At 69.8% G+C, this 17,721-nt stretch carries 17 protein-coding genes and 1 tRNA gene; 6 read left to right on the forward strand and 12 right to left on the reverse strand.

The window, feature by feature from the left end; genetic code table 11:
* The first annotated feature begins 3 nt into the window (after positions 1–3).
* Positions 4–915, forward strand: coding sequence for an aldose 1-epimerase family protein (locus AC6CHX_RS08890; protein ID WP_498272735.1), 912 nt, complete (start codon positions 4–6; stop codon positions 913–915).
* 30 nt (positions 916–945) lie between these two features.
* On the opposite strand, the gene AC6CHX_RS08895 is transcribed toward AC6CHX_RS08890, so the two are convergent.
* The 6 genes from AC6CHX_RS08895 to AC6CHX_RS08920 all read right to left on the reverse strand — a co-directional run bounded on the left by AC6CHX_RS08895 (position 946) and on the right by AC6CHX_RS08920 (position 8,564).
* Positions 946–1,257 carry a metal-sensitive transcriptional regulator gene (locus tag AC6CHX_RS08895; protein ID WP_029264439.1) on the reverse strand — a complete coding sequence of 104 codons (312 nt, stop codon included), beginning with the start codon at positions 1,255–1,257 and terminating at the stop codon, positions 946–948.
* A 30-nt stretch (positions 1,258–1,287) separates the two neighbouring features.
* Positions 1,288–3,414: a heavy metal translocating P-type ATPase gene (locus tag AC6CHX_RS08900; protein ID WP_498272506.1), complete on the reverse strand. Its 2,127-nt coding sequence runs from the start codon at positions 3,412–3,414 to the stop codon at positions 1,288–1,290.
* A 37-nt stretch (positions 3,415–3,451) separates the two neighbouring features.
* Positions 3,452–5,716, reverse strand: coding sequence for a heavy metal translocating P-type ATPase (locus AC6CHX_RS08905; protein ID WP_498272507.1), 2,265 nt, complete (start codon positions 5,714–5,716; stop codon positions 3,452–3,454).
* 65 nt (positions 5,717–5,781) lie between these two features.
* A complete protein-coding gene (locus AC6CHX_RS08910; protein WP_498272508.1) occupies positions 5,782–6,618 on the reverse strand; it encodes a DUF8832 domain-containing protein in 837 nt (278 codons plus the stop codon).
* Between the two features lie 122 nt (positions 6,619–6,740).
* Positions 6,741–6,953 carry a heavy-metal-associated domain-containing protein gene (locus AC6CHX_RS08915; protein ID WP_498272509.1) on the reverse strand — a complete coding sequence of 71 codons (213 nt, stop codon included), beginning with the start codon at positions 6,951–6,953 and terminating at the stop codon, positions 6,741–6,743.
* Between the two features lie 180 nt (positions 6,954–7,133).
* Positions 7,134–8,564: an MFS transporter gene (locus tag AC6CHX_RS08920; protein WP_498272510.1), complete on the reverse strand. Its 1,431-nt coding sequence runs from the start codon at positions 8,562–8,564 to the stop codon at positions 7,134–7,136.
* A 224-nt stretch (positions 8,565–8,788) separates the two neighbouring features.
* Between AC6CHX_RS08920 and AC6CHX_RS08925 the strand changes: the two genes are divergently transcribed.
* The gene (locus tag AC6CHX_RS08925) at positions 8,789–9,889 is read left to right on the forward strand and encodes a hypothetical protein (protein ID WP_498272511.1); all 1,101 of its coding nucleotides are present in this window, start codon (positions 8,789–8,791) and stop codon (positions 9,887–9,889) included.
* Positions 9,890–9,973: 84 nt separating this feature from the next.
* Here AC6CHX_RS08925 and AC6CHX_RS08930 read toward each other — a convergent pair.
* A tRNA-Gly gene (locus AC6CHX_RS08930) sits at positions 9,974–10,047 on the reverse strand.
* A 98-nt stretch (positions 10,048–10,145) separates the two neighbouring features.
* On the opposite strand from AC6CHX_RS08930, the gene dcd reads away from it, so the two are divergent.
* Positions 10,146–10,751, forward strand: coding sequence for a dCTP deaminase (dcd, locus tag AC6CHX_RS08935; RefSeq protein WP_136042368.1), 606 nt, complete (start codon positions 10,146–10,148; stop codon positions 10,749–10,751).
* A gap of 1 nt (position 10,752) precedes the next feature.
* Entirely contained in the window at positions 10,753–11,247 is a 495-nt protein-coding gene (locus tag AC6CHX_RS08940) for a hypothetical protein (RefSeq protein WP_498272512.1), read from the forward strand.
* Positions 11,248–11,283: 36 nt separating this feature from the next.
* Here the strand turns inward: AC6CHX_RS08940 and AC6CHX_RS08945 are convergent, their stop codons facing one another.
* Both AC6CHX_RS08945 and AC6CHX_RS08950 read right to left on the reverse strand, forming a co-directional pair.
* Positions 11,284–12,309, reverse strand: coding sequence for an FUSC family protein (locus AC6CHX_RS08945; protein WP_498272513.1), 1,026 nt, complete (start codon positions 12,307–12,309; stop codon positions 11,284–11,286).
* A gap of 44 nt (positions 12,310–12,353) precedes the next feature.
* Complete coding sequence (locus AC6CHX_RS08950; RefSeq protein ID WP_498272514.1) at positions 12,354–12,758, reverse strand: hypothetical protein; 405 nt, start codon at positions 12,756–12,758, stop codon at positions 12,354–12,356.
* Between the two features lie 70 nt (positions 12,759–12,828).
* Here AC6CHX_RS08950 and AC6CHX_RS08955 point away from each other — a divergent pair, with 70 nt between their 5' ends.
* Positions 12,829–13,254 carry a MarR family winged helix-turn-helix transcriptional regulator gene (locus AC6CHX_RS08955; RefSeq protein ID WP_498272515.1) on the forward strand — a complete coding sequence of 142 codons (426 nt, stop codon included), beginning with the start codon at positions 12,829–12,831 and terminating at the stop codon, positions 13,252–13,254.
* Here AC6CHX_RS08955 and AC6CHX_RS08960 read toward each other — a convergent pair whose 3' ends face one another.
* Positions 13,255–14,769, reverse strand: a complete 1,515-nt coding sequence (locus AC6CHX_RS08960; protein WP_498272516.1) for an MFS transporter — start codon at positions 14,767–14,769, stop codon at positions 13,255–13,257. It lies immediately after the preceding gene.
* 136 nt (positions 14,770–14,905) lie between these two features.
* Between AC6CHX_RS08960 and AC6CHX_RS08965 the strand changes: the two genes are divergently transcribed.
* Positions 14,906–15,286 (forward strand): winged helix-turn-helix transcriptional regulator, encoded by a 381-nt coding sequence (locus tag AC6CHX_RS08965; RefSeq protein ID WP_498272517.1) that lies wholly within the window; start codon positions 14,906–14,908, stop codon positions 15,284–15,286.
* 30 nt (positions 15,287–15,316) lie between these two features.
* Here AC6CHX_RS08965 and AC6CHX_RS08970 read toward each other — a convergent pair whose 3' ends face one another.
* The gene (locus AC6CHX_RS08970) at positions 15,317–16,186 is read right to left on the reverse strand and encodes an NAD(P)-dependent oxidoreductase (protein ID WP_498272518.1); all 870 of its coding nucleotides are present in this window, start codon (positions 16,184–16,186) and stop codon (positions 15,317–15,319) included.
* A 17-nt stretch (positions 16,187–16,203) separates the two neighbouring features.
* Entirely contained in the window at positions 16,204–17,643 is a 1,440-nt protein-coding gene (locus AC6CHX_RS08975) for an MFS transporter (protein ID WP_498272519.1), read from the reverse strand.
* Between the last annotated feature and the right edge of the window lie 78 nt (positions 17,644–17,721).

Here is a 17,721-nt window from a genome sequence, read left to right on the forward strand (position 1 = left end):
ACGATGCCGCGCTCCGGCCGTCAGCTGCGGATCGCCGCGCACGGGTATGAGGCCGTGATCGCCAGCATCGGTGCGACGCTGCGAACGCTCACGTTCGAGGACCGCGACCTGGTGGTGCCGTTCGACGCGGATGCCGTGCGCCCCGGATACCGCGGTGCGACGCTGGCCCCGTGGCCGAACCGCATCGTCGACGGGCGCTACTCGTTCGGCGGGGCGGAGCAGCAGTTGGCGCTCACCGAGCCGGAACGCGGCCACGCTCTGCACGGGCTGCTCGCCTGGGTCGAGTTCGAGGACCGTCTGGTGCTCGACGACCGGGTCGTGCTGGCCGCCGTGATCCCGCCGCAGACCGGGTATCCCTTCCGCGTCGAGGTCGAGGTCGAGTACCATCTCGACGCCGAGGGACTGCAGCAGACGGTGACCGCGCACAACGTCGGGGCGGATGCCGCGCCCTGGGGCACCGGCCCGCACCCGTATCTCGTGGCGGGGCAGGGGAGCGTCGACGACTGGACCCTGCTGCTCCCGGCATCCGAGGTGCTCACGGTCACGCCCGATCGGCTGAGCCCGATCGCGGTCGAGCCGGTGTCGCAGCATCCGGAGTGGGACTTCCGCTCGGAGCGCCCCATCGGCGATGTCTTCATCGATCACGCCTTCACCGGCTTGACGCGCACAGGCGGCCTGGCCGAGGTGCGGCTGACGGCCGCCGATGGTCATGGCGTCGGCATGGCGTGGGACGAGCGCTGCCCGTGGGTGCAGGTGCACACCGCCGACACCCCCGCGGTGCCGGAGACGCATCGCATCGGCCTCGCGGTCGAGCCGATGACGTGCCCGCCCGACGCGTTCAACTCCGGCGTGGATCTCGTGACACTGGACCCCGGGGCGACGCACGCAGCGTCTTGGCGGATCTTCTCGCTGTAGTCGCCGATCCCGGCCCGGCCGCGGGTCCCGTCAGGACCGAACGAGCCGCGCGATTGCGTCCGACGCTTCCTTGATCTTCGCGTCGGCGTCGTCGCCGCCCATGCGAGCGGCGTCCACGACACAGTGCTTGAGGTGGTCGTCGAGGAGCCCGACCGCCACCGCCTGCAGTGCGCTGGTGAGTGCGCTGATCTGGGTGAGGATGTCGATGCAGTACTTCTCGTCGTCGACCATCTTCGTGATCCCGCGCGCCTGACCCTCGATGCGGCGCATCCGGTTCAGGTACTTGGTCTTGTCGGTGATGTAGCCGTGGGTGTGCTCGTCGGCCGTCGCTTCGGGGGTCATCTCTGCTTCCTTCGTCGCATGATCGGGTTCTCAGCGGCCGAGGACGGCGCGCGTGCTCGCTTCGGGGGTGATGTCGATGCGTCTCAGCAACTGCGCGTTCAGTGCGACGACGACGGTCGACAGGGACATCAGGATAGCCCCGACCGACATGGGCAGGACGAATCCGATGGGCGCCAGGACGCCGGCGGCGAGGGGGACCGAGAGCAGGTTATAGCCGGCCGCCCACCACAGGTTCTGCTTCATCTTGCGGTACGCGGCGCGGGACAGCTCGATCACGGAGACCACCGACCTCGGGTCGGAGCTCGCGAGGATCACTCCGGCCGAGGCGATGGCGACATCCGTCCCCGCGCCGATCGCGATGCCCACGTCAGCCTGGGCGAGGGCGGGAGCGTCGTTGACGCCGTCGCCGACCATCGCCACCTTCTTGCCCTCGGCCTGCAGCTCCTTGACCTTGGCGGACTTGTCTTCGGGCCGCACGCCGGCGAAGACGCGGTCGATGCCGAGCTCGGCGGCGACCGACTCGGCGACGGCCTGGGCGTCGCCGGTGATCATGACGACCTCGACGCCGAGCTTGTGCAGGGCGTCCACGGCCTGCTGCGATTCGGGGCGCACCTCGTCGGCGAGCTTCAGCCCGCCCACGACCTGTCCGTCGACCACCACGTGCAGGATGATGGCGCCCTCGCCCCGCCACTCGTCCGCCGCCGCGATCTCGTGCCCGCCGACCTCGTCGAGGAGCTTCGGGCCGCCGACGCGCACCTCGCGGCCGTCGACCGTCGCCGTCACGCCGACCGCGGGCGAGGAGGTGAACCCCGACGCCTTCGCGAGAGACATGCCCTTCTCCTGGGCGGCGCGCACGATGGCGCGGGCGAGCGGATGCTCACTGTCGGCCTCGGCGGATGCGGCCAGGGTGAGCAGGCGGTCGGCGTCGATGTCGCCGGTCGGCTCGACGGCGGTCACGGTCGGTGCTCCCTTGGTGAGCGTGCCGGTCTTGTCGAAGAGCACGGCGTCGACCGTGCGCATGCTCTCCAGCGCGAGGCGGTCCTTGATGAGGACGCCTCCGCGGGCGGCACGCTCGGTCGCGATCGACACGACCAGCGGGATCGCGAGGCCCAAGGCGTGCGGGCAGGCGATGACGAGGACGGTGATGCTGCGCACCACGGCCGCATCCGGGTTGCCGACCAGGGTCCAGACCACGGCGGTGAGGGCGGCCGAGAGCAGGGCGAACCAGAACAGCAGCGCGGCGGCGCGGTCGGCGATGCGCTGGGCGCGCGAGGAGGAGTTCTGCGCCTCGGTCACGAGACGCTGGATGCCGGCCAGGGCCGTGTCGTCGCCGGTGGCCGTGATCTCGACGCGCAGGCCCGAGTCGGTGGCGACGGTTCCCGCCGTGACGGTGTCGCCCGAGGTGCGGGTGACCGGGCGCGACTCCCCGGTGACCATGGACTCGTCCATCGCCGCCGTGCCGTCGATGATGCGGCCGTCGGCCGGGATGCTCCCGCCGGGACGGACGACCACGACATCTCCGACGACGAGATCGGCGGGCGAGACCGTGACGACGATGTCGCCCTCGACGCGCTCGGCCTCATCCGGCAGCAGGGCGGCGAGCGAGTCGAGTGCCGACGTGGTCTGCGCGAGCGACCGCATCTCGATCCAGTGGCCGAGCAGCATGATGACGATGAGCAGTGCGAGCTCCCACCAGAACTCGAGCTCGTGATGGAGGAGCCCGAGCGTCGCGCCCCACGACGCGACGAATGCCACCGTGATGGCGAGGCCGATGAGTAGCATCATGCCCGGCTGGCGCGTCTTGAGCTCGCTGACGGCGCCGGTGAGGAAGGGCCAGCCGCCCCAGACGTACATGACCGTTCCCAGCACCGGCGCGATGAACCGCGCCCACCCGGGGACGTCGTAGCCGAAGATCATCGCGAACATCGGCGAGAACGCCACCACCGGCACGGCGATGACGAGGTTGATCCAGAACAGGCGACGGAACTGGCCGACATGGTCGCCGTGCCCGCCGTGGCCAGCGTGCCCAGCGTGACCCTCGTGCCCGCCGTGGTTCTCGTGCCCGCCGTGGTTCTCGTGCCCGGCGTGCGCATCCGGGGCGTCCGGGGTCTCCCCGGAAGGCGCGGGTGCGTGGTGGTGGGCGTACGGAGCGGTCATGGGGTCATCCTCTCGTTCTTCGGAGGGGTTCAGGTGGTCACTGCTTGGCGATGCTCTGGAAGCCGCGCAGGCGCAGGCTGTTGCCGACGACGAAGACGCTCGAGAGCGCCATCGCCGCACCGGCGAGCATCGGGTTCAGCATCCCGAGCGCCGCGACGGGGATCGCCGCGACGTTGTAGGCGAAGGCCCAGAACAGGTTGGTCTTGATCGTTCCGAGGGTCTTGCGGGACAGGCGGATCGCGTCCACGGCGCTGCGCAGGTCGCCCCGCACCAGGGTGATGTCGGATGCTTCGATCGCGACATCCGCCCCCGTGCCCATGGCGAGGCCGAGGTCGGCCTGCGCGAGGGCGGGGGCGTCGTTCACGCCGTCACCGATCATCGCCACGGTCTTGCCCTCGCGCTGCAGCCGGGTGACGACATCGACCTTGTCCTTCGGGAGGACCTCGGCGATGACCTCTTCGATGCCCACCTCGGCGGCGATCCGGCGGGCGACCGCCTCGTTGTCGCCGGTGAGCAGGATGGGGGTCAAGCCGATCGCCTTGAACCGGGCGATCGCCTCGGCGCTGCTCGGCTTGACGGTGTCGGCCACGACGAGGATGCCTCGTGCCTGCCCGTCCCAGCCGACCGCGACGACGGTCTTGCCCTCGCCCTCGGCGCGCGCCTTGGTCGAGGCGAGCTCGCGGCTGAGCTTCTGCGACCACTCGGCGAGGAGCGAATCACGGCCCACCAGCACGGCGTGACCGTCGACGACGCCCTGCACGCCCTGGCCTTCGATGTTCGCGAAGTCCTCGGGTGTCGGCAGTGCACCGACCTCCTGGGTCGCACCCTTGGCGATGGCCTGCGCGATGGGGTGCTCGGAGGCATCCTCCAGTGTGCCGGCGAGCCGGAGCAGCTCCGCGCGATCGGTGCCGTCCTCGACGAACACGTCGACGAGGGTCATCCGGCCGGTGGTGACCGTTCCGGTCTTGTCCAGCACGACCGTGTCGATCTTGCGGGTGGATTCCAGAACCTCCGGGCCCTTGATGAGCACTCCCATCTGCGCGCCGCGTCCGGTTCCGACCAGCAGAGCGGTGGGGGTGGCGAGACCGAGCGCGCACGGGCAGGCGATCACGAGCACGGCGACGGCCGCCGTGAACGCCGCGGTCACCGGGAATCCGGCCCCGAGCCAGCCGCCGAGCGTCACGACAGCGATCACGATGACGATGGGCACGAACACGCCGGAGATGCGGTCGGCGAGACGCTGCACCTCGGCCTTCCCGGTCTGCGCGTCTTCGACGAGCTGCGCCATCTGCGCCAGCTGCGTGTCCGAGCCGATGCGGGTCGCCCGGACGACAAGTCGACCGCCGACGTTCGTCGTGGCGCCGGTGACGGAGTCGCCCTCGGCCACCTCGACCGGCACGGCCTCGCCCGTGAGCATGGATGCATCCACAGCGGAGGTCCCGGAGACGACGATGCCGTCGGTGGCGATCTTCTCGCCCGGGCGCACGATGAACTCGTCGCCCACCTGCAGATCCTCGACGGGGATCTTCGTCTCCACGCCGCCGCGGAGGACCGCGACCTCCTTCGCTCCGAGTTCGAGGAGAGCGCGCAGGGCGGCACCCGCCTGCTTCTTGGACCGCTTCTCGAAGTAGCGCCCGGCGAGGATGAACATCGTCACCCCGGCGCCCACCTCGAGGTAGATGTTGGCCGCTCCGTCGGAGGGTGCCAGCGCGAACTCGAAGGGGTGCGTCATGCCCGGTGTGCCCGCTGTCCCGAAGAACAGCGCGTACAGCGACCACAGGAACGCAGCCGAGGTGCCCATCGAGATGAGCGTGTCCATGGTCGCGGCACCGTGGCGGAGGTTCGTCCACGCGGCTTTGTGGAACGGCCAGGCCGCCCAGACGATCACGGGCGCGGCCAGGGCGAGGGACGCCCACTGCCAGTACATGAACTGCAGCGCAGGGATCATCGCCATCGCGATCACGGGCACCGTCAGCACGACGGAGCCGATCAGCCGGTTGCGCAGAGAGCGCAGCTCCGGATCCTCGTCGTCACCGTTCGCCCCGTCGTCGGCGCGCTTCGTCTTCGGCGCCGGGAGCGCGGCCGAGTAGCCGGTCTTCTCGACCTCGGCGATCAGCAGCGCCGGGTCGTAGCCGTCGGGAACGGTGACCTTCGCCTTCTCGGTCGCGTAGTTGACGGTCGCCACGACACCCTCGAGCTTATTGAGCTTCTTCTCTATCCGCATCGCGCAGGAGGCGCAGGTCATCCCGCCGATCTCCAACTCGACGCCGGACCCCACGCTCGAGGGTGCTGATGTGGTCATGTCCTTCTCTTTCTGCTCTGACTGTTGCGGACGGCTGCGGCGGGTGGCCGGGCGGCGTGCGAGGCTCAGTGGCCGTCGTCGTGTGAATCGTCGTCGGATGCCGGTGCATCCCCGGCGGGGGCTGCGGCATCGAGCACGAACTCGGCGGTGTGCACCTCGCCGTCGACCTGGAAGTCCAGGTACAGGAGGTAGCGGCCCGCGGTCGGGGCCTCGGCGGCGAAGGCGATCTCCGGACCGGAGGTCTCTCCCGCCTTCGGCTCGTCACCCGCGGCGTGCACGTGCAGGTAGGCGAGGTCGCCCTCGCGCAGCGCGACCAGGTGGCCGAAGGCGCCGAGATACGGTTCCAGGCCGGTCACCGGGGTGCCGTCCTTCGTGAGGGTGAAGGTCAGGTCGCTCGCCGATCCGGCTTCGAGTGTCCCGTCGAGTGTCACGGTGTAGCCGGCGACCTGGGCGACCTGCGTCGGCGCGGGGGTCACGGGCGTGAACTCGCCGGCGACCTGCACGGACTGCGTGAGGGTGAGCGACGGTGCGTCCGGGCCGGCCGGTGTGAAGTCGGCGAAGACGCGGTAGGTGCCGGCGGCATCCCATTCCCACGGCAGCGACCACGTGCCCGTGGCCTCGTCCAGTGTGGGGTGCATGTGCCGGAACCGACTTCCGTCGGAGCGCACCACGATCAGGTGCAGGTCCTTGTCGTGCGCGGTCGTGTACTCCGTGACCGGGGTGCCGTGCGCGTCGCGGATCTCGAAGCTCAGCTCGCCGGGCTCGTCCACTCCCGCCGGTGCCGCGACGGGCGACAGTGCGTATCCTTCGAGGCTCAGCGAGAGTCCCTTGAGGGTGTCCGCTGCCGCGCTCGCCGCCTCGTCGGTGGTCGCGGCCCCGCCGTGTGCGCTGTGCTCTTCCATCTCCGTACCTTTCGTCCACTCACTGACAACGCTCGGGGGGATGATGACCTGGGCGAGACCGAATGCCGCACCGAACGCCACCACCACCCCAGCCCCATAGAGGGCGAGCCGCGCCCCGGCGTTCATGCCTTTCGCACCGCCGAGTACCCGGCCTCTGCGACGGCGGCCAGGATCTGCGCGTCATCGAGGGAGTCGGAGCCGGAGACGACGAGCAGGCCCGTCTGTGCGCTCACCTGGATGTCTTCGACGCCCGGAATCTCGGCGACCTCTTCGCGGACCGACATCTCGCAGTGTCCGCAGGTCATCCCGGTCACCTGGAATTCGTTCGTGCTCATCGCGTATCCTCTTCTCGATTGGTACCCCTACTGGGTATTAGTGACAACGGTATACCCATGAGGGGTATTCCTCAACCGGCCGGATCCGTCGCGCGGACCCGGCCGGTTCGGCGCTCCTCGGCAGCATCCACGATCGCCGCGGCGGTCAGGGGTCACTGGTCGTCGTCGGAAAGTCGTAGATCAGGCCGATATTGACTCCTCGGAGACGAAGGCCGCTGCGCGGGGCTTCCTCATGGCGGTCGCGGTGATGACCGCTCCCAGCAGGGCGAGGATCGCCGCGCCGATGAAGGCGGCGGAGTACCCCTGGGTGAGCTCGGCCGTGTTCGAGTCGTGGCCGGCGATGCCGTAGACGATCGCCGTGAGCACGGCCAGTCCGAGCGCGGATCCGATCTGGTAGCTGGTGCTGACCAGTCCTGAGGCGACGCCGGTCTCCGCCGGAGGCGCCGCGTTGATGGCGGTGCCGAGCGAGGGGACGAACGCCAGCGACATGCCGAGAGCGGCGAGCAGCGAGGCGGGCAGGACGTCGACGGCGTAGGTGCCGTCCGGTCGGACGAAGGCGAGCCACGCCAGTCCGCCGGCCAGCAGGAGGAGTCCGCTGACGATCAGCGCCTTGGCGCCGAACCGCTCCTGAAGCCGGGGTGCCAGTGCGATCATGACGAGCACGACCAGTCCGGTCATCGGCAGCAGCGCGGCTCCGGCGGCGAACGCGCTCGCACCGAGCACCTGCTGCAGATACAGGTTCAGGAAGAACCACATCGACACCCAGGCGGCGCCGAGCATCAGCTGGGCGACGTTCGCGGCTCCGAGGAGCGGTGCGCGCAGCAGGCCGAGGCGGAGTAGAGGGTTGCGGCTGCGGGCCTGGATGAGGAAGAAGATGAGCAGCAGAACGATGCCGGCTGCCAGCATCCCCAGCGTGGACCAGGTGAGCCAGCCGACCTCGGGTGCGTTGACGACGGCGTAGACGACGGCGGCGAGTCCGAGGGTCACCGTGACGGCACCGCCGATGTCGATGGAGCCCGATGCCTTGCGGACGGTGCGGGGGAGGGCGCTCGCAGTGAATGCGAGTACGAACAGCGCGATCGGCACGGTGACGTAGAACACCCACGGCCAGCTCACGTACTCGGTCAGGACTCCGCCGAGGAAGACGCCGGCCGTGCCGCCGATGGGTGCCGCGGCGCCGTAGACGGCGAACGCCTTGGGGAGGTCGGGCGTTCCGCCGAACAGCATCATGAGCAGGGTCAGGGCTGCGGGGGCGATCATCGCGGATCCGGCACCCTGGATGGCGCGGCCGGCGATCTCGACGCCGATGTCACCGGCGGCCCCGGCCATGATCGAGCCGACGATGAGGATGATCCAGCCGAGCACGAAGATCTTGCGGGCGCCGAACGCGTCGGAGAGGCGTCCGCCCAAGAGCAGCAGTCCGCCGAAAGCGACCACGTAGGCGTTGAACACCCACGACAGGGACTCCGGGGTGAATCCGAGAGCGCGTTGGATGTCGGGTAGGGCGACGCCGATGATCGAGGTGTCCATAATCACGACGAACTGCGCGGTGGCTATCAGCACGAGGCCGAGCCACCGCTTCGCGGGTGACAGGGGTCGGGTTGTAAACATGTTCGTTCCTCCTGGGAGCTGCGCCGGGATGTCCGGGTCGTGGTGTAGCCTATACCCATAGGGGGTGGGGGTATGTCGGCACCCCGAAGACGCCCGCCCGAACGTGCAGTCGGCGGCCCCGGGGCATCTCGTCCATGATGGAAAAATGAACCGGGAGCCACGGGTGTTCCGCCCGGACCACGGGCTGCCGCCCGGGACGAGGTTCAGATGCAGGGAGTGCTGCCGTGCCGGAGATCGCGTATGAAGCTGCAAGGTTTCCCTGGGTTGTCCCGACCTGGGCACCCAAGGGGCCGAGGTCGAACCCCGCTGCCCGCGCGACGCGGGCAGCGCTGGTCGCGCACGCGGCGACGGTCGGCGACATCTCGGTGCTGACGGGCTCGCCCACCCGTCGCGCACTCGACGTCCGCTGGCGCGCTGCTGCCGTGTCGGCGTGCCTGGCCACGTCGAACGACCGATGGGTGCGGGCGCCTCAGGTGGAGCACCTCGACAGCAGCGAGAAGGGCTTCATGGGGTACCTGCTCGGCATGACGCAGGCCTCGGTGATGGCCGAGCACATCCTCGGCGCTCTCGCGCTCGTTCACGTGGATGCGGTCCTTCGTCTGTTCGGCACGCTGGAGAAGGAGAAGCGTCCCGACCTCATCGGTTACATGAAGCCGCACCTGGGCCCCGCGTTCTCGGGGCCACCCCCGCCGGCGCGCATCCTCGTCGAAGCCAAGGGGACCACCGGCGGGAGGAAGAACAAGACGATCGCCGAGGCACGAGCCCAGATCAAGCCCGCCTACGGAACACCCGCGAATGCGAACCTTCAACAGCTGGCAGGACTTCTCGGGCCCAACCCGCTCCGGGTGATCTCTTATGCCTACTTCGACAAGATGCAGAAGGGGACGAAGCACCCGATCTGGAAGAGCTATCTCGAAGATCCTCCCAGCGAGCACGTCCTCGAGTCGGAGTGGAGCGACGACGAGTACCGCGGGCTCATCATCGCCGCGAAGCTTCTGCCCGTATTCGAGGACATCCGCGAGTTGCCGGTGGCACGCTTGCGCTGGCCCGATGAGATAGGCGTGGAGATGCGATCCGTTCAGCTCGAGGATGGCGGGATCGCAGGTTTTCCGGACCCGCTCGCGCGTGTTTTCGAGGATCGACCGAAACGTGCGCTGACGCCCGCGAGCTCGCCTTCGGTAGTGGAGGAGTTGCGGCACTTCTGCAGCCGCGTCAGTGAGGCGGTTCCCGAGCCGGCGAAGCTGCTCTCAACCGACGGCGTAAGACTCGACGGCTGGGAGATCGGTAAGATGCGCACCGGCTTCGCGGTCGCGCTGCGCTCCTGACTCCCACGCTCACGGCGCTCGATGGGTCCCGGCGTCGGACGTCCCTCCTGCGGGATGACCGGAGGGAGGCCGAGCTCTCACGCGTGGAGGGACTGACGGGAATCGAACCCGCGCTATCTGCTTGGGAAGCAGAAGTTCTACCATTGAACTACAGTCCCGAACCCGCCCGAGAGCAGGTGTGGGCAAGCCTACCTGCACCGCGCGCGATGGCCAAAGCCACACGGCGGGGATCCGCATCGGCAACTAGGCTGGTGCCGTGCTTCTCAGTGATCGCGACATCAAGGCAGAACTCGCATCCGGCCGCGTCGGCCTCGAACCGCACGAGCAGGAGATGGTCCAGCCGTCGAGCATCGATGTGCGCCTGGACCGCTACTTCCGGCTGTTCGACAACCACAAGTATCCGTTCATCGACCCGTCGGTCGATCAGCCGGAGCTGACGCGTCTGATCGAGGTCGACCCGGAGGAGCCGTTCATCCTGCACCCGGGCGAGTTCGCGCTCGGTGCCACCTACGAGCAGGTCACGCTGCCGGACGACATCGCCGCCCGCCTCGAGGGCAAGTCGTCACTGGGACGCCTCGGACTCATCACCCACTCGACGGCCGGCTTCATCGACCCCGGGTTCACCGGGCATGTGACGCTGGAGCTCGCGAACGTCGCGACGCTGCCGATCAAGCTGTGGCCCGGGATGAAGATCGGGCAGCTCTGCTTCTTCCGGCTCACCTCGCCCGCCGAGAACCCCTACGGCTCCGGCCCCTACGGCAACCGGTACCAGGGGCAGCGCGGACCGACGGCCTCGCGGTCGTTCCAGAACTTCCATCGGACGGATGTCGGCGTGACCGACGTCGGAGCAGTCGGAGGCTGACATGACGGACGGCAGCGGCAGCACCCCGGAACAGCCGGTCACCCCCGAGGAGACGGCGGTCCCCGAGGAGGCGCTGGCCCCCGAGGAGGCGCTGATCCCGCCCGCCGACGCCGTCATCCCGCCGCCTCCGCCCGAGATCCCGATCCCTGCGGGGCTGCTCACGCCGCCGCCGTCGGCCGACATCCCCGATGCGGATGTGGTGATCCCGCCACCTCCGCCCGACACGCTGCGCCGCTCCGACCGGGTGCGCCCCACGCCCCGCATCCTCGAGGGTGAGGCGCCGGCCGCGGTGGCCGACGACTGGGCGCAGCCGTCGGTCGCGCCCGAGGTCCCGACGTCGGGCGGCTACGGCGGTCTCGTCGCCGTGATCTTCGCCTTCCTGCTCCTGCTGCTCGTCGCCGCGATCGTGCTGATCGTGGTGCTGCTGAACACGGTCGGGCTGCCCTTCGCGGGCGGAGTCATCGTGACGCCGTCCAACCTCGCGCTGCCGGTCTGACGCGCCCACTGACGCCGCGTCCGGGCTGATGCCGCGTCAGGCCTTCGTCTGCCGCCGCCGGAGTGCTGCCGACGCCACGGCGACCACGGTGCCGACGGCGACGCCGATCACGGTCTCGATCGCCCGGTCCTGCAGGAGCACGTCGACGGGCGTGGGTGCGGCGAGGTGCACCATGAGCAGCGCGAGCGGGGTGATGAACACCATCGCGATGCCGTAGTTGCGGCCGACGAACAGCTCGGCCGCGGCCTGCAGCAGCACGACGAGCGCGATGACGGCGAGCGGCGGCAGATCGATCGCGAGCACCCCCGCCGCGACGAGGATGCCGAGCAGGGTGCCGACGAGGCGCTGGATGCCGCGGATCACACGGGCGTTGAGCTGGGGGCCGCTGACCGCGGCGACCGCGCCGACCGCCGCCCAGTACCAGTGCGAATCCATGATCAGGAATCCCGCGAAGCCCGCACCCACGATAGCGACGGCCACGGTGGCGGCCATCTCCCACGCGATCGGTCCCACGGACTGCCGGGACAGAGGCGGCGCATCCTGCGTGCGACGCGTGAACAGGCCGATGATCGCGCTGACGGCGAGCCCGAACAGCACGCTCGCACCGCCGACCAGGAGCACGTCGCCGAAGGAGGCGGCGGTCGCGGGGATGGTCGCGCAGGCGCCGACCGCGAACACCGGGAACAGCGGCCCGGGCGGGTGCCAGCGCATCGTGTAGGCGAGCAGGGTGACGGCCGATGCGATGACGGCGAGCACGAGGATGCTGACGGCGGCGGGAGCGGACACCACCGAGAGTGCGGTGCCGATGAGCATCGCGGCGAGCAGGACTCCGCCGGCGCTCGCCTGCATCCGGATGCGGTCGCGGAACACGTCGTGCCGGCCGTAGAGCGCGGCGAAGGCGCCGAAGCTGGCGTAGATGCTCAGGTCGAGGCGCCCCAGCATCCACAGCGCGAGGAGGGGGACGGCGACGCTGATCGCGGCCCGGAGCGCCACGCGGTGGTCGCCGCGGTGCGGTCCGACGCGCAGGACTCCGGTCCACACTCGTCCCTGGGAATCCGCCACCGATCCAGCCTACGTCCGACGGCCACCGGGCCGAAGCCGAGGTGCTACGCGTGCGACGTGCGCAGGAGCGTCAGGCTCCGTTCGAGGACGACGTTCAGCACGCGGGTCGCGGCGTCGGCATCCTCCTCCTCGATACCGAGCCACAGGGGTGCGGTGAGGGCGGCGATCTCCTGACCGATCTCGGCGACCAGGGCGCTGCCCGTGGGAGTGAGCGCAGTGTCGGCGAGGAGCCTGCGGTCGCGCAGAGCGGCGGTCAGGCGGTCGGCATCCGGATCGTAGAGCCGCTCGGCGACGAAGCCATCGAGCTCGCCCGGGCCGTCGAACTGCGAGGCGAGTCTCAGTGCGACCCACTCGCGCTCGGTGAGGTCGCGGCCGACGAGGACGCTCTGGAGCAGGGCGTTCAGTGCTTTCTCCGTCTGGCCGATGAGTTGAGGACCGAAGGGGATCATGACTTCTCCATATCGTTGGTGCCGCCAACGATATCAGGTCGTAGGTGGCACCAACGAGTAACATCGGGTCATGCGACGACTCGAAGGCAGAGCGACCTGGTGGGTCAGCCGGGCGCAGTTGCGCGGCCATGCGCTCCTGCAGGAACTGTTCACCGAGGCAGGCGCCCGCGCGTACCACTACCGGCTCCTCGCGGCGGTCGAGGAGTGGGGTCCGATCAGTCAGGCCGATCTCGGGCGCGCGACCGAGATCGACCGCAGTGATGTCTCCGTCGCGCTGAACGTTCTCGAAGAGGGCGGGTTCGTCGCGCGCTCGCCGCATCCGTCCGACCGGCGCCGCAACCTCGTCACCCTCACCGCCTCCGGCCGCGGCGAGCTCACCCGGCTCGATGCCGTCGTCGACCGGGCGCAGGAGCAATTCCTCGCTCCGCTGGCCGACGAGGAGCGCGTCGTCTTCCTTGACCTGCTCCGACGCGTCGGGGCCACGGCGTCTGCCTGATCACTCGACCCGTGCGCGACGCAGCGCTGTGAGCGTCACCGCGCTCGCGGCGATCAGCAGTGCAGCCCCCAGCCAGGCCGAGACCTCGAATCCTGCGGCGAAGGCGTCGGTGGCGAGTGCCCGGAGCGCGTCGCCCTGGGCGGCGGGAAGGGTGTCCGACGCCTGCAATGCCGCGGCCAGCGTCTCGGCCGCGCTCCCAAATGCGTCGGTGGTCCCCTCGGCATCCGATCCCAGGGGGATGCCGGCGCGATAGATCGCCACTCCGACGCTGCCCATGACGGCGATGCCGAGGGAGACCCCGATCTCGGTGCTCGTCTCGCTGAGCGCCGACGCCGAGCCCGCCCGCTCGGGAGGAGCCGACCCCACCGCGAGGTCGGTGGCGAGGGCCGTCACCGGGCCGATCCCGGCGTAGGCGATCGCGAACCCGACCAGCACGAGCACGGTGTGCGCCTCCACCGCCGCGCGCGCGAGGACCACGAAGCCCGCGGCGGAGACGGCCAGCGAGACGGCGACGATCAGTACCGGGCGGACGCGGCGAGCGAGGATCGGCGCGAGGACCGAGGCGACGATCAGGGCCGCGGCTCCCGGCAGCAGCAGCAGACCGCTGACGAGGGGTGGATGCCCCGCCACCAGTTGCAGGTGCTGCGTCAGGAAGAGGTAGATGCCGCCGATGGCCAGGGTGCTGATCAGGAGTGCGACAAGCCCGGCGCGCACCGCGGGGTTCGCGAAGAGTCGCAGGTCGAGCAGAGGATCCGCAAGCCGGCCCTGCCGTCGGACGAAGAGGGAGCCGAGCAGCAGGCCGATGAGACCGGACGCGGTGGCGAGTGGACTGATGCCGTGCACGGCCGACTCCTTGATCCCGAACGTGAGAGTCAGCATGGCGGCGATGATCAGACCGACGCTCACGAGGTCGGGGCGTCCCGCCGTGCGGTCGCGGTACTCGGGGAGGAGCAGCGGAGCGGCGATCAGCAGAAGCAGCATGACAGGGAGTCCGAGGAGGAACACAGAGCCCCACCAGAAGCGCTCGAGCAGCGCACCGCCCACGATCGGGCCGAGCGCGATCCCCGCGGAGAACATCGTCGCCCAGATGCCGATCGCGAGTCCGCGCTGATGCGGGTCGCGGAACATGTTGCTGATGAGCGCGAGGGTCGACGGCATGAGTGTCGCTCCGGCGATGCCCATGACCGCTCGACTGGCGATGAGCATCTCGGCAGTGGCGGAGAAGGCGGCGGCCGCCGAAGCGACCCCGAACGCCGCCGCGCCGAGGACGAGAAGGCGTCTGCGCCCGATGCGGTCTCCGAGCGAGCCCATCGTGACCAGGAACCCGGCGATCATGAATCCGTAGATGTCGATGATCCAGAGCAGCTGCGTCGACGTCGGCCGCAGGTCTTCGCTCAACCGGGGGACTCCGAGGTGCAGCACGGTGATGTCGAGCGCCAGCAGCAGGGTGGGCAGGGCCAGCACCGCGAGGCCCAGCCACTCCTTCGCCCCGGCGCGTGTCGTCGGGGTCGCCATCGTCTGATCCATCGTCTCCTCGCATCCGGCTCTTCTCCTCGGAGAGCACGTCCCTCATACTGGGACGGTTCCCCGGATCGGGGAAGTACCCACTATTTACTGTGGTACTTACCTTTTGGTAAGTGGAATGCGGATCATGTCGGACACCGTCAGATGCGGACCCTACGTCTGCGGCATCGACGCCGCGCTCGACGTGGTGAGCGGCAAGTGGAAGGGCCTGATCCTCTGGGAGCTGGTCGAGCACGGAACCCTGCGGTTCGCGCAGCTGCGTCGGGGCCTGCCCGGGGTGAGCGAGAAGATGCTGACCCAGCATCTTCGCGAGATGGAGCAGGACGGTCTGGTCCACAGGCGGGTGTATGCCGAGGTGCCGCCGCGGGTGGAGTACTCGCTGACCGACGCGGGTGCCGCGCTCAGCGCCGCGCTCGAACCCCTCGGCGACTGGGGTCGCGAGCGCATCCTCCGCGAGGAGATCGCCCTCGTCGACCACGCGGACGCGTCCCGGATGCCGCGTCCCTGACGTCGTGTCAGAGCCGCGGCATCCTTTTGCTCACGCGCGGCCGAGCAGTTCGAACAGGCTCGAGAACCCCTGGTCGCCGTGACCGTCCGCGATCCGGCGGTCCATCAGACGCTTGACCTCGCGCATGCGCAGGGTGTCGACGCCGAGGGACTCGCGGTGGCTGATCAGGTCGTCCATCAGCGCGGCCTGGACGGTGAGCGATCCGAGGTCGGGGCCGTACTCCCCGCTCGCGACGGCGGTGCCGAAGGCCGTCACCAGCGGCACGTAGCCGCCGACCGACCCGGCCACGCGGTCGGCGAACCCCGCGACGTCGGCGCCCTCCGCCTGGACGAGCGCGAACGTGTGCAGCAGGCCGAGGAGGAACTCGTAGCCGACGGCCACCTGGGCCAGGAACTCGACGGCAGCGAGCCCCGCATCCTCGCCGTAGTAGGTGAGGGTGCCGAGGTCTTCCAACACGTCGCGGTGAGCGTCGAAGCCGTCGCGATCGCCGCTGAAGGAGACAAGGACGCTCGGCGAGCCGACATTCGACGGGTCTCCCATGATCCCCCCGTCCACGTACGTCGCACCGCGCGTGCGCGCCCACTCCGCAGAGGTCCGTGCATGTGCGGGAGAGCCGCTGGTGACGTTCACGATGACTTTCCCTTCCACCGCCGCGTCGAGTGTTGCGAGCACTGCATCCACCGCGGCGCTGTCGAGCAGGCAGACGATGACGAGCCGGCTCGCCGACACGGCGTCCCCCGCCGTCGGGGCGACGTTGGCGCCCATCGCGGCCAGCGGCGCCGCCTTGCTCGCGGTGCGGTTCCAGACGGTCGTGGAGTGACCGCGGTCGAGAAGGGCCTTCGCGATCGCGGAGCCCATCTCGCCGAGGCCGATCAAGGTGACCCGGGTTTTCGTTTCCATGGTGAGGTTCCCTTCCGTCAGTCGGACGCCGGAGTGGCTGGCTGCTCGTCGTCGCGGGACAGCCCGATGCCCCAGCTCGCGCCGCGCGCGACGAACGCGCCGAGAACGGTGACGCCCGCGAATACGAGCATCAGCAGGCGGGCGGCATCCACGACGTCGGGCATCGCGAGGTTGACCAGCACCCCGGCCATCGCCGAGCTGAACGCGCTCGCGATGATGAAGACGGTGTTCACGGCCGCGGCCGCCTTGGCGCCTTCCTCTTCGCCCGACGTGCTGCCGAGTGCGGCGACGGTCAGGTGCGGGAAGCCCAGGCCGATGCCGGCGCCGGCGAGGAACAGGGTGGCGAACCACAGTGCGATGACGAGCGGGGAGGGGCCCTCGTGCTGGAGCAGGCCGTACGCGGCGAGACCGACGGCGACGACGACGGGGCCGAGGGTGATGAGCACGCGGCGGGAGCGGATGCCGGTGGCATTGGCTGTGAACACCTGGGTGATCGACCAGCCGAGGGACAGAGCGGCACCGAGCAGCCCGGCGACGAACGGCATCAGGCCACCGATCTCCTGCCCGAACAGCGGGATGAACGCCTCGGTGCCGATCGCGAAGGCCAGCACGGCGACCGTGACGTAGACCCAGCCGAGCGAGGAGCCGGGGGCGAACGTGACCCGAGGGAGGATGCCGGTGCGCCCGCGGCGCTCGTGACGCAGGAACCATGCGCCCAGGACGACGCCGACCACGATGGCGACCCCGGTGCCGAGGCCGCTGGGGACGACGCTCGCGATGCCGACCGCGGCGACGCCGCCGGAGAGGAGCACGAGGGATCCCCACGGCACCGATTCGCTCGAGCGGGCTCGGGCGGTCCTCGGCAGCGCACGCACTACGACGATGCCGATCAGCGCGGAGACGACGGCGAGGCCGACGAACGTCACCCGCCAGGCGTCCAGTTGCGCGAACACGCCGCCCACGACCGGGCCGACGATGTTGCCCACACCCCACATCGCCGAGACGAGTGCCGCTCCTCGAGCCCAGAGCCGCTCGGGAAGCGCGCGCTGGATGAGCGCGTACCCGAGGCCCGCGAGCAGCCCGCCGCCGAGCCCCTGCACGGCGCGGCCGGAGAGCAGCGCCCACATCCACGGGCTCGCGGCGCACAGCAGCGAGCCGAGGGCGAACAGGCCGAGTGCGAGCAGGTAGGCGCGCACGGCGCCCTGTTGTGTGAGGACCCGGCTCACCATCATCGAGCTGACGACCGATGCCAGCAGGAACGTCATCATCGTCCACGCGTAGAACTCCGCGCCGCCGATGTCGCCGACGATCGTGGGGAGCAGGCTGGTGGTGAGATACACGTTGCTCGCCTCGAGCAGCACGCCGCCTGCAAGGACCGAGGCGATCGGGGCGTAGCGGCTGCCGAGGAGTTCGCGCCAGCTCCCTACGGTGGCGGTGCGCTCGGGGGTGTGCGTCATGGGGTGCCCTTCGTGACGTCGGAGCAGGCGGTCATCCGCCCGGCGGCGCCGTTCCTCGGCGGCCGATCGTCACGCTAA

The sequence above is a fragment of the Microbacterium sp. GQ128 genome, from assembly GCF_059758615.1.

What these genes read in the sequence shown, in the direction of transcription:
- AC6CHX_RS08890 (WP_498272735.1), top strand. Translation starts at nt 4, where the DNA reads ATGCCGCGCTCCGGCCGTCAGCTGCGGATCGCCGCGCACGGGTATGAG.
- AC6CHX_RS08895 (WP_029264439.1), bottom strand. Translation starts at nt 1,257, where the DNA reads ATGACCCCCGAAGCGACGGCCGACGAGCACACCCACGGCTACATCACC.
- AC6CHX_RS08900 (WP_498272506.1), bottom strand. Translation starts at nt 3,414, where the DNA reads ATGACCGCTCCGTACGCCCACCACCACGCACCCGCGCCTTCCGGGGAG.
- AC6CHX_RS08905 (WP_498272507.1), bottom strand. Translation starts at nt 5,716, where the DNA reads ATGACCACATCAGCACCCTCGAGCGTGGGGTCCGGCGTCGAGTTGGAG.
- AC6CHX_RS08910 (WP_498272508.1), bottom strand. Translation starts at nt 6,618, where the DNA reads ATGGAAGAGCACAGCGCACACGGCGGGGCCGCGACCACCGACGAGGCG.
- AC6CHX_RS08915 (WP_498272509.1), bottom strand. Translation starts at nt 6,953, where the DNA reads ATGAGCACGAACGAATTCCAGGTGACCGGGATGACCTGCGGACACTGC.
- AC6CHX_RS08920 (WP_498272510.1), bottom strand. Translation starts at nt 8,564, where the DNA reads ATGTTTACAACCCGACCCCTGTCACCCGCGAAGCGGTGGCTCGGCCTC.
- AC6CHX_RS08940 (WP_498272512.1), top strand. Translation starts at nt 10,753, where the DNA reads ATGACGGACGGCAGCGGCAGCACCCCGGAACAGCCGGTCACCCCCGAG.
- AC6CHX_RS08950 (WP_498272514.1), bottom strand. Translation starts at nt 12,758, where the DNA reads ATGATCCCCTTCGGTCCTCAACTCATCGGCCAGACGGAGAAAGCACTG.
- AC6CHX_RS08955 (WP_498272515.1), top strand. Translation starts at nt 12,829, where the DNA reads ATGCGACGACTCGAAGGCAGAGCGACCTGGTGGGTCAGCCGGGCGCAG.
- AC6CHX_RS08960 (WP_498272516.1), bottom strand. Translation starts at nt 14,769, where the DNA reads ATGGCGACCCCGACGACACGCGCCGGGGCGAAGGAGTGGCTGGGCCTC.
- AC6CHX_RS08965 (WP_498272517.1), top strand. Translation starts at nt 14,906, where the DNA reads ATGTCGGACACCGTCAGATGCGGACCCTACGTCTGCGGCATCGACGCC.
- AC6CHX_RS08970 (WP_498272518.1), bottom strand. Translation starts at nt 16,186, where the DNA reads ATGGAAACGAAAACCCGGGTCACCTTGATCGGCCTCGGCGAGATGGGC.
- AC6CHX_RS08975 (WP_498272519.1), bottom strand. Translation starts at nt 17,643, where the DNA reads ATGACGCACACCCCCGAGCGCACCGCCACCGTAGGGAGCTGGCGCGAA.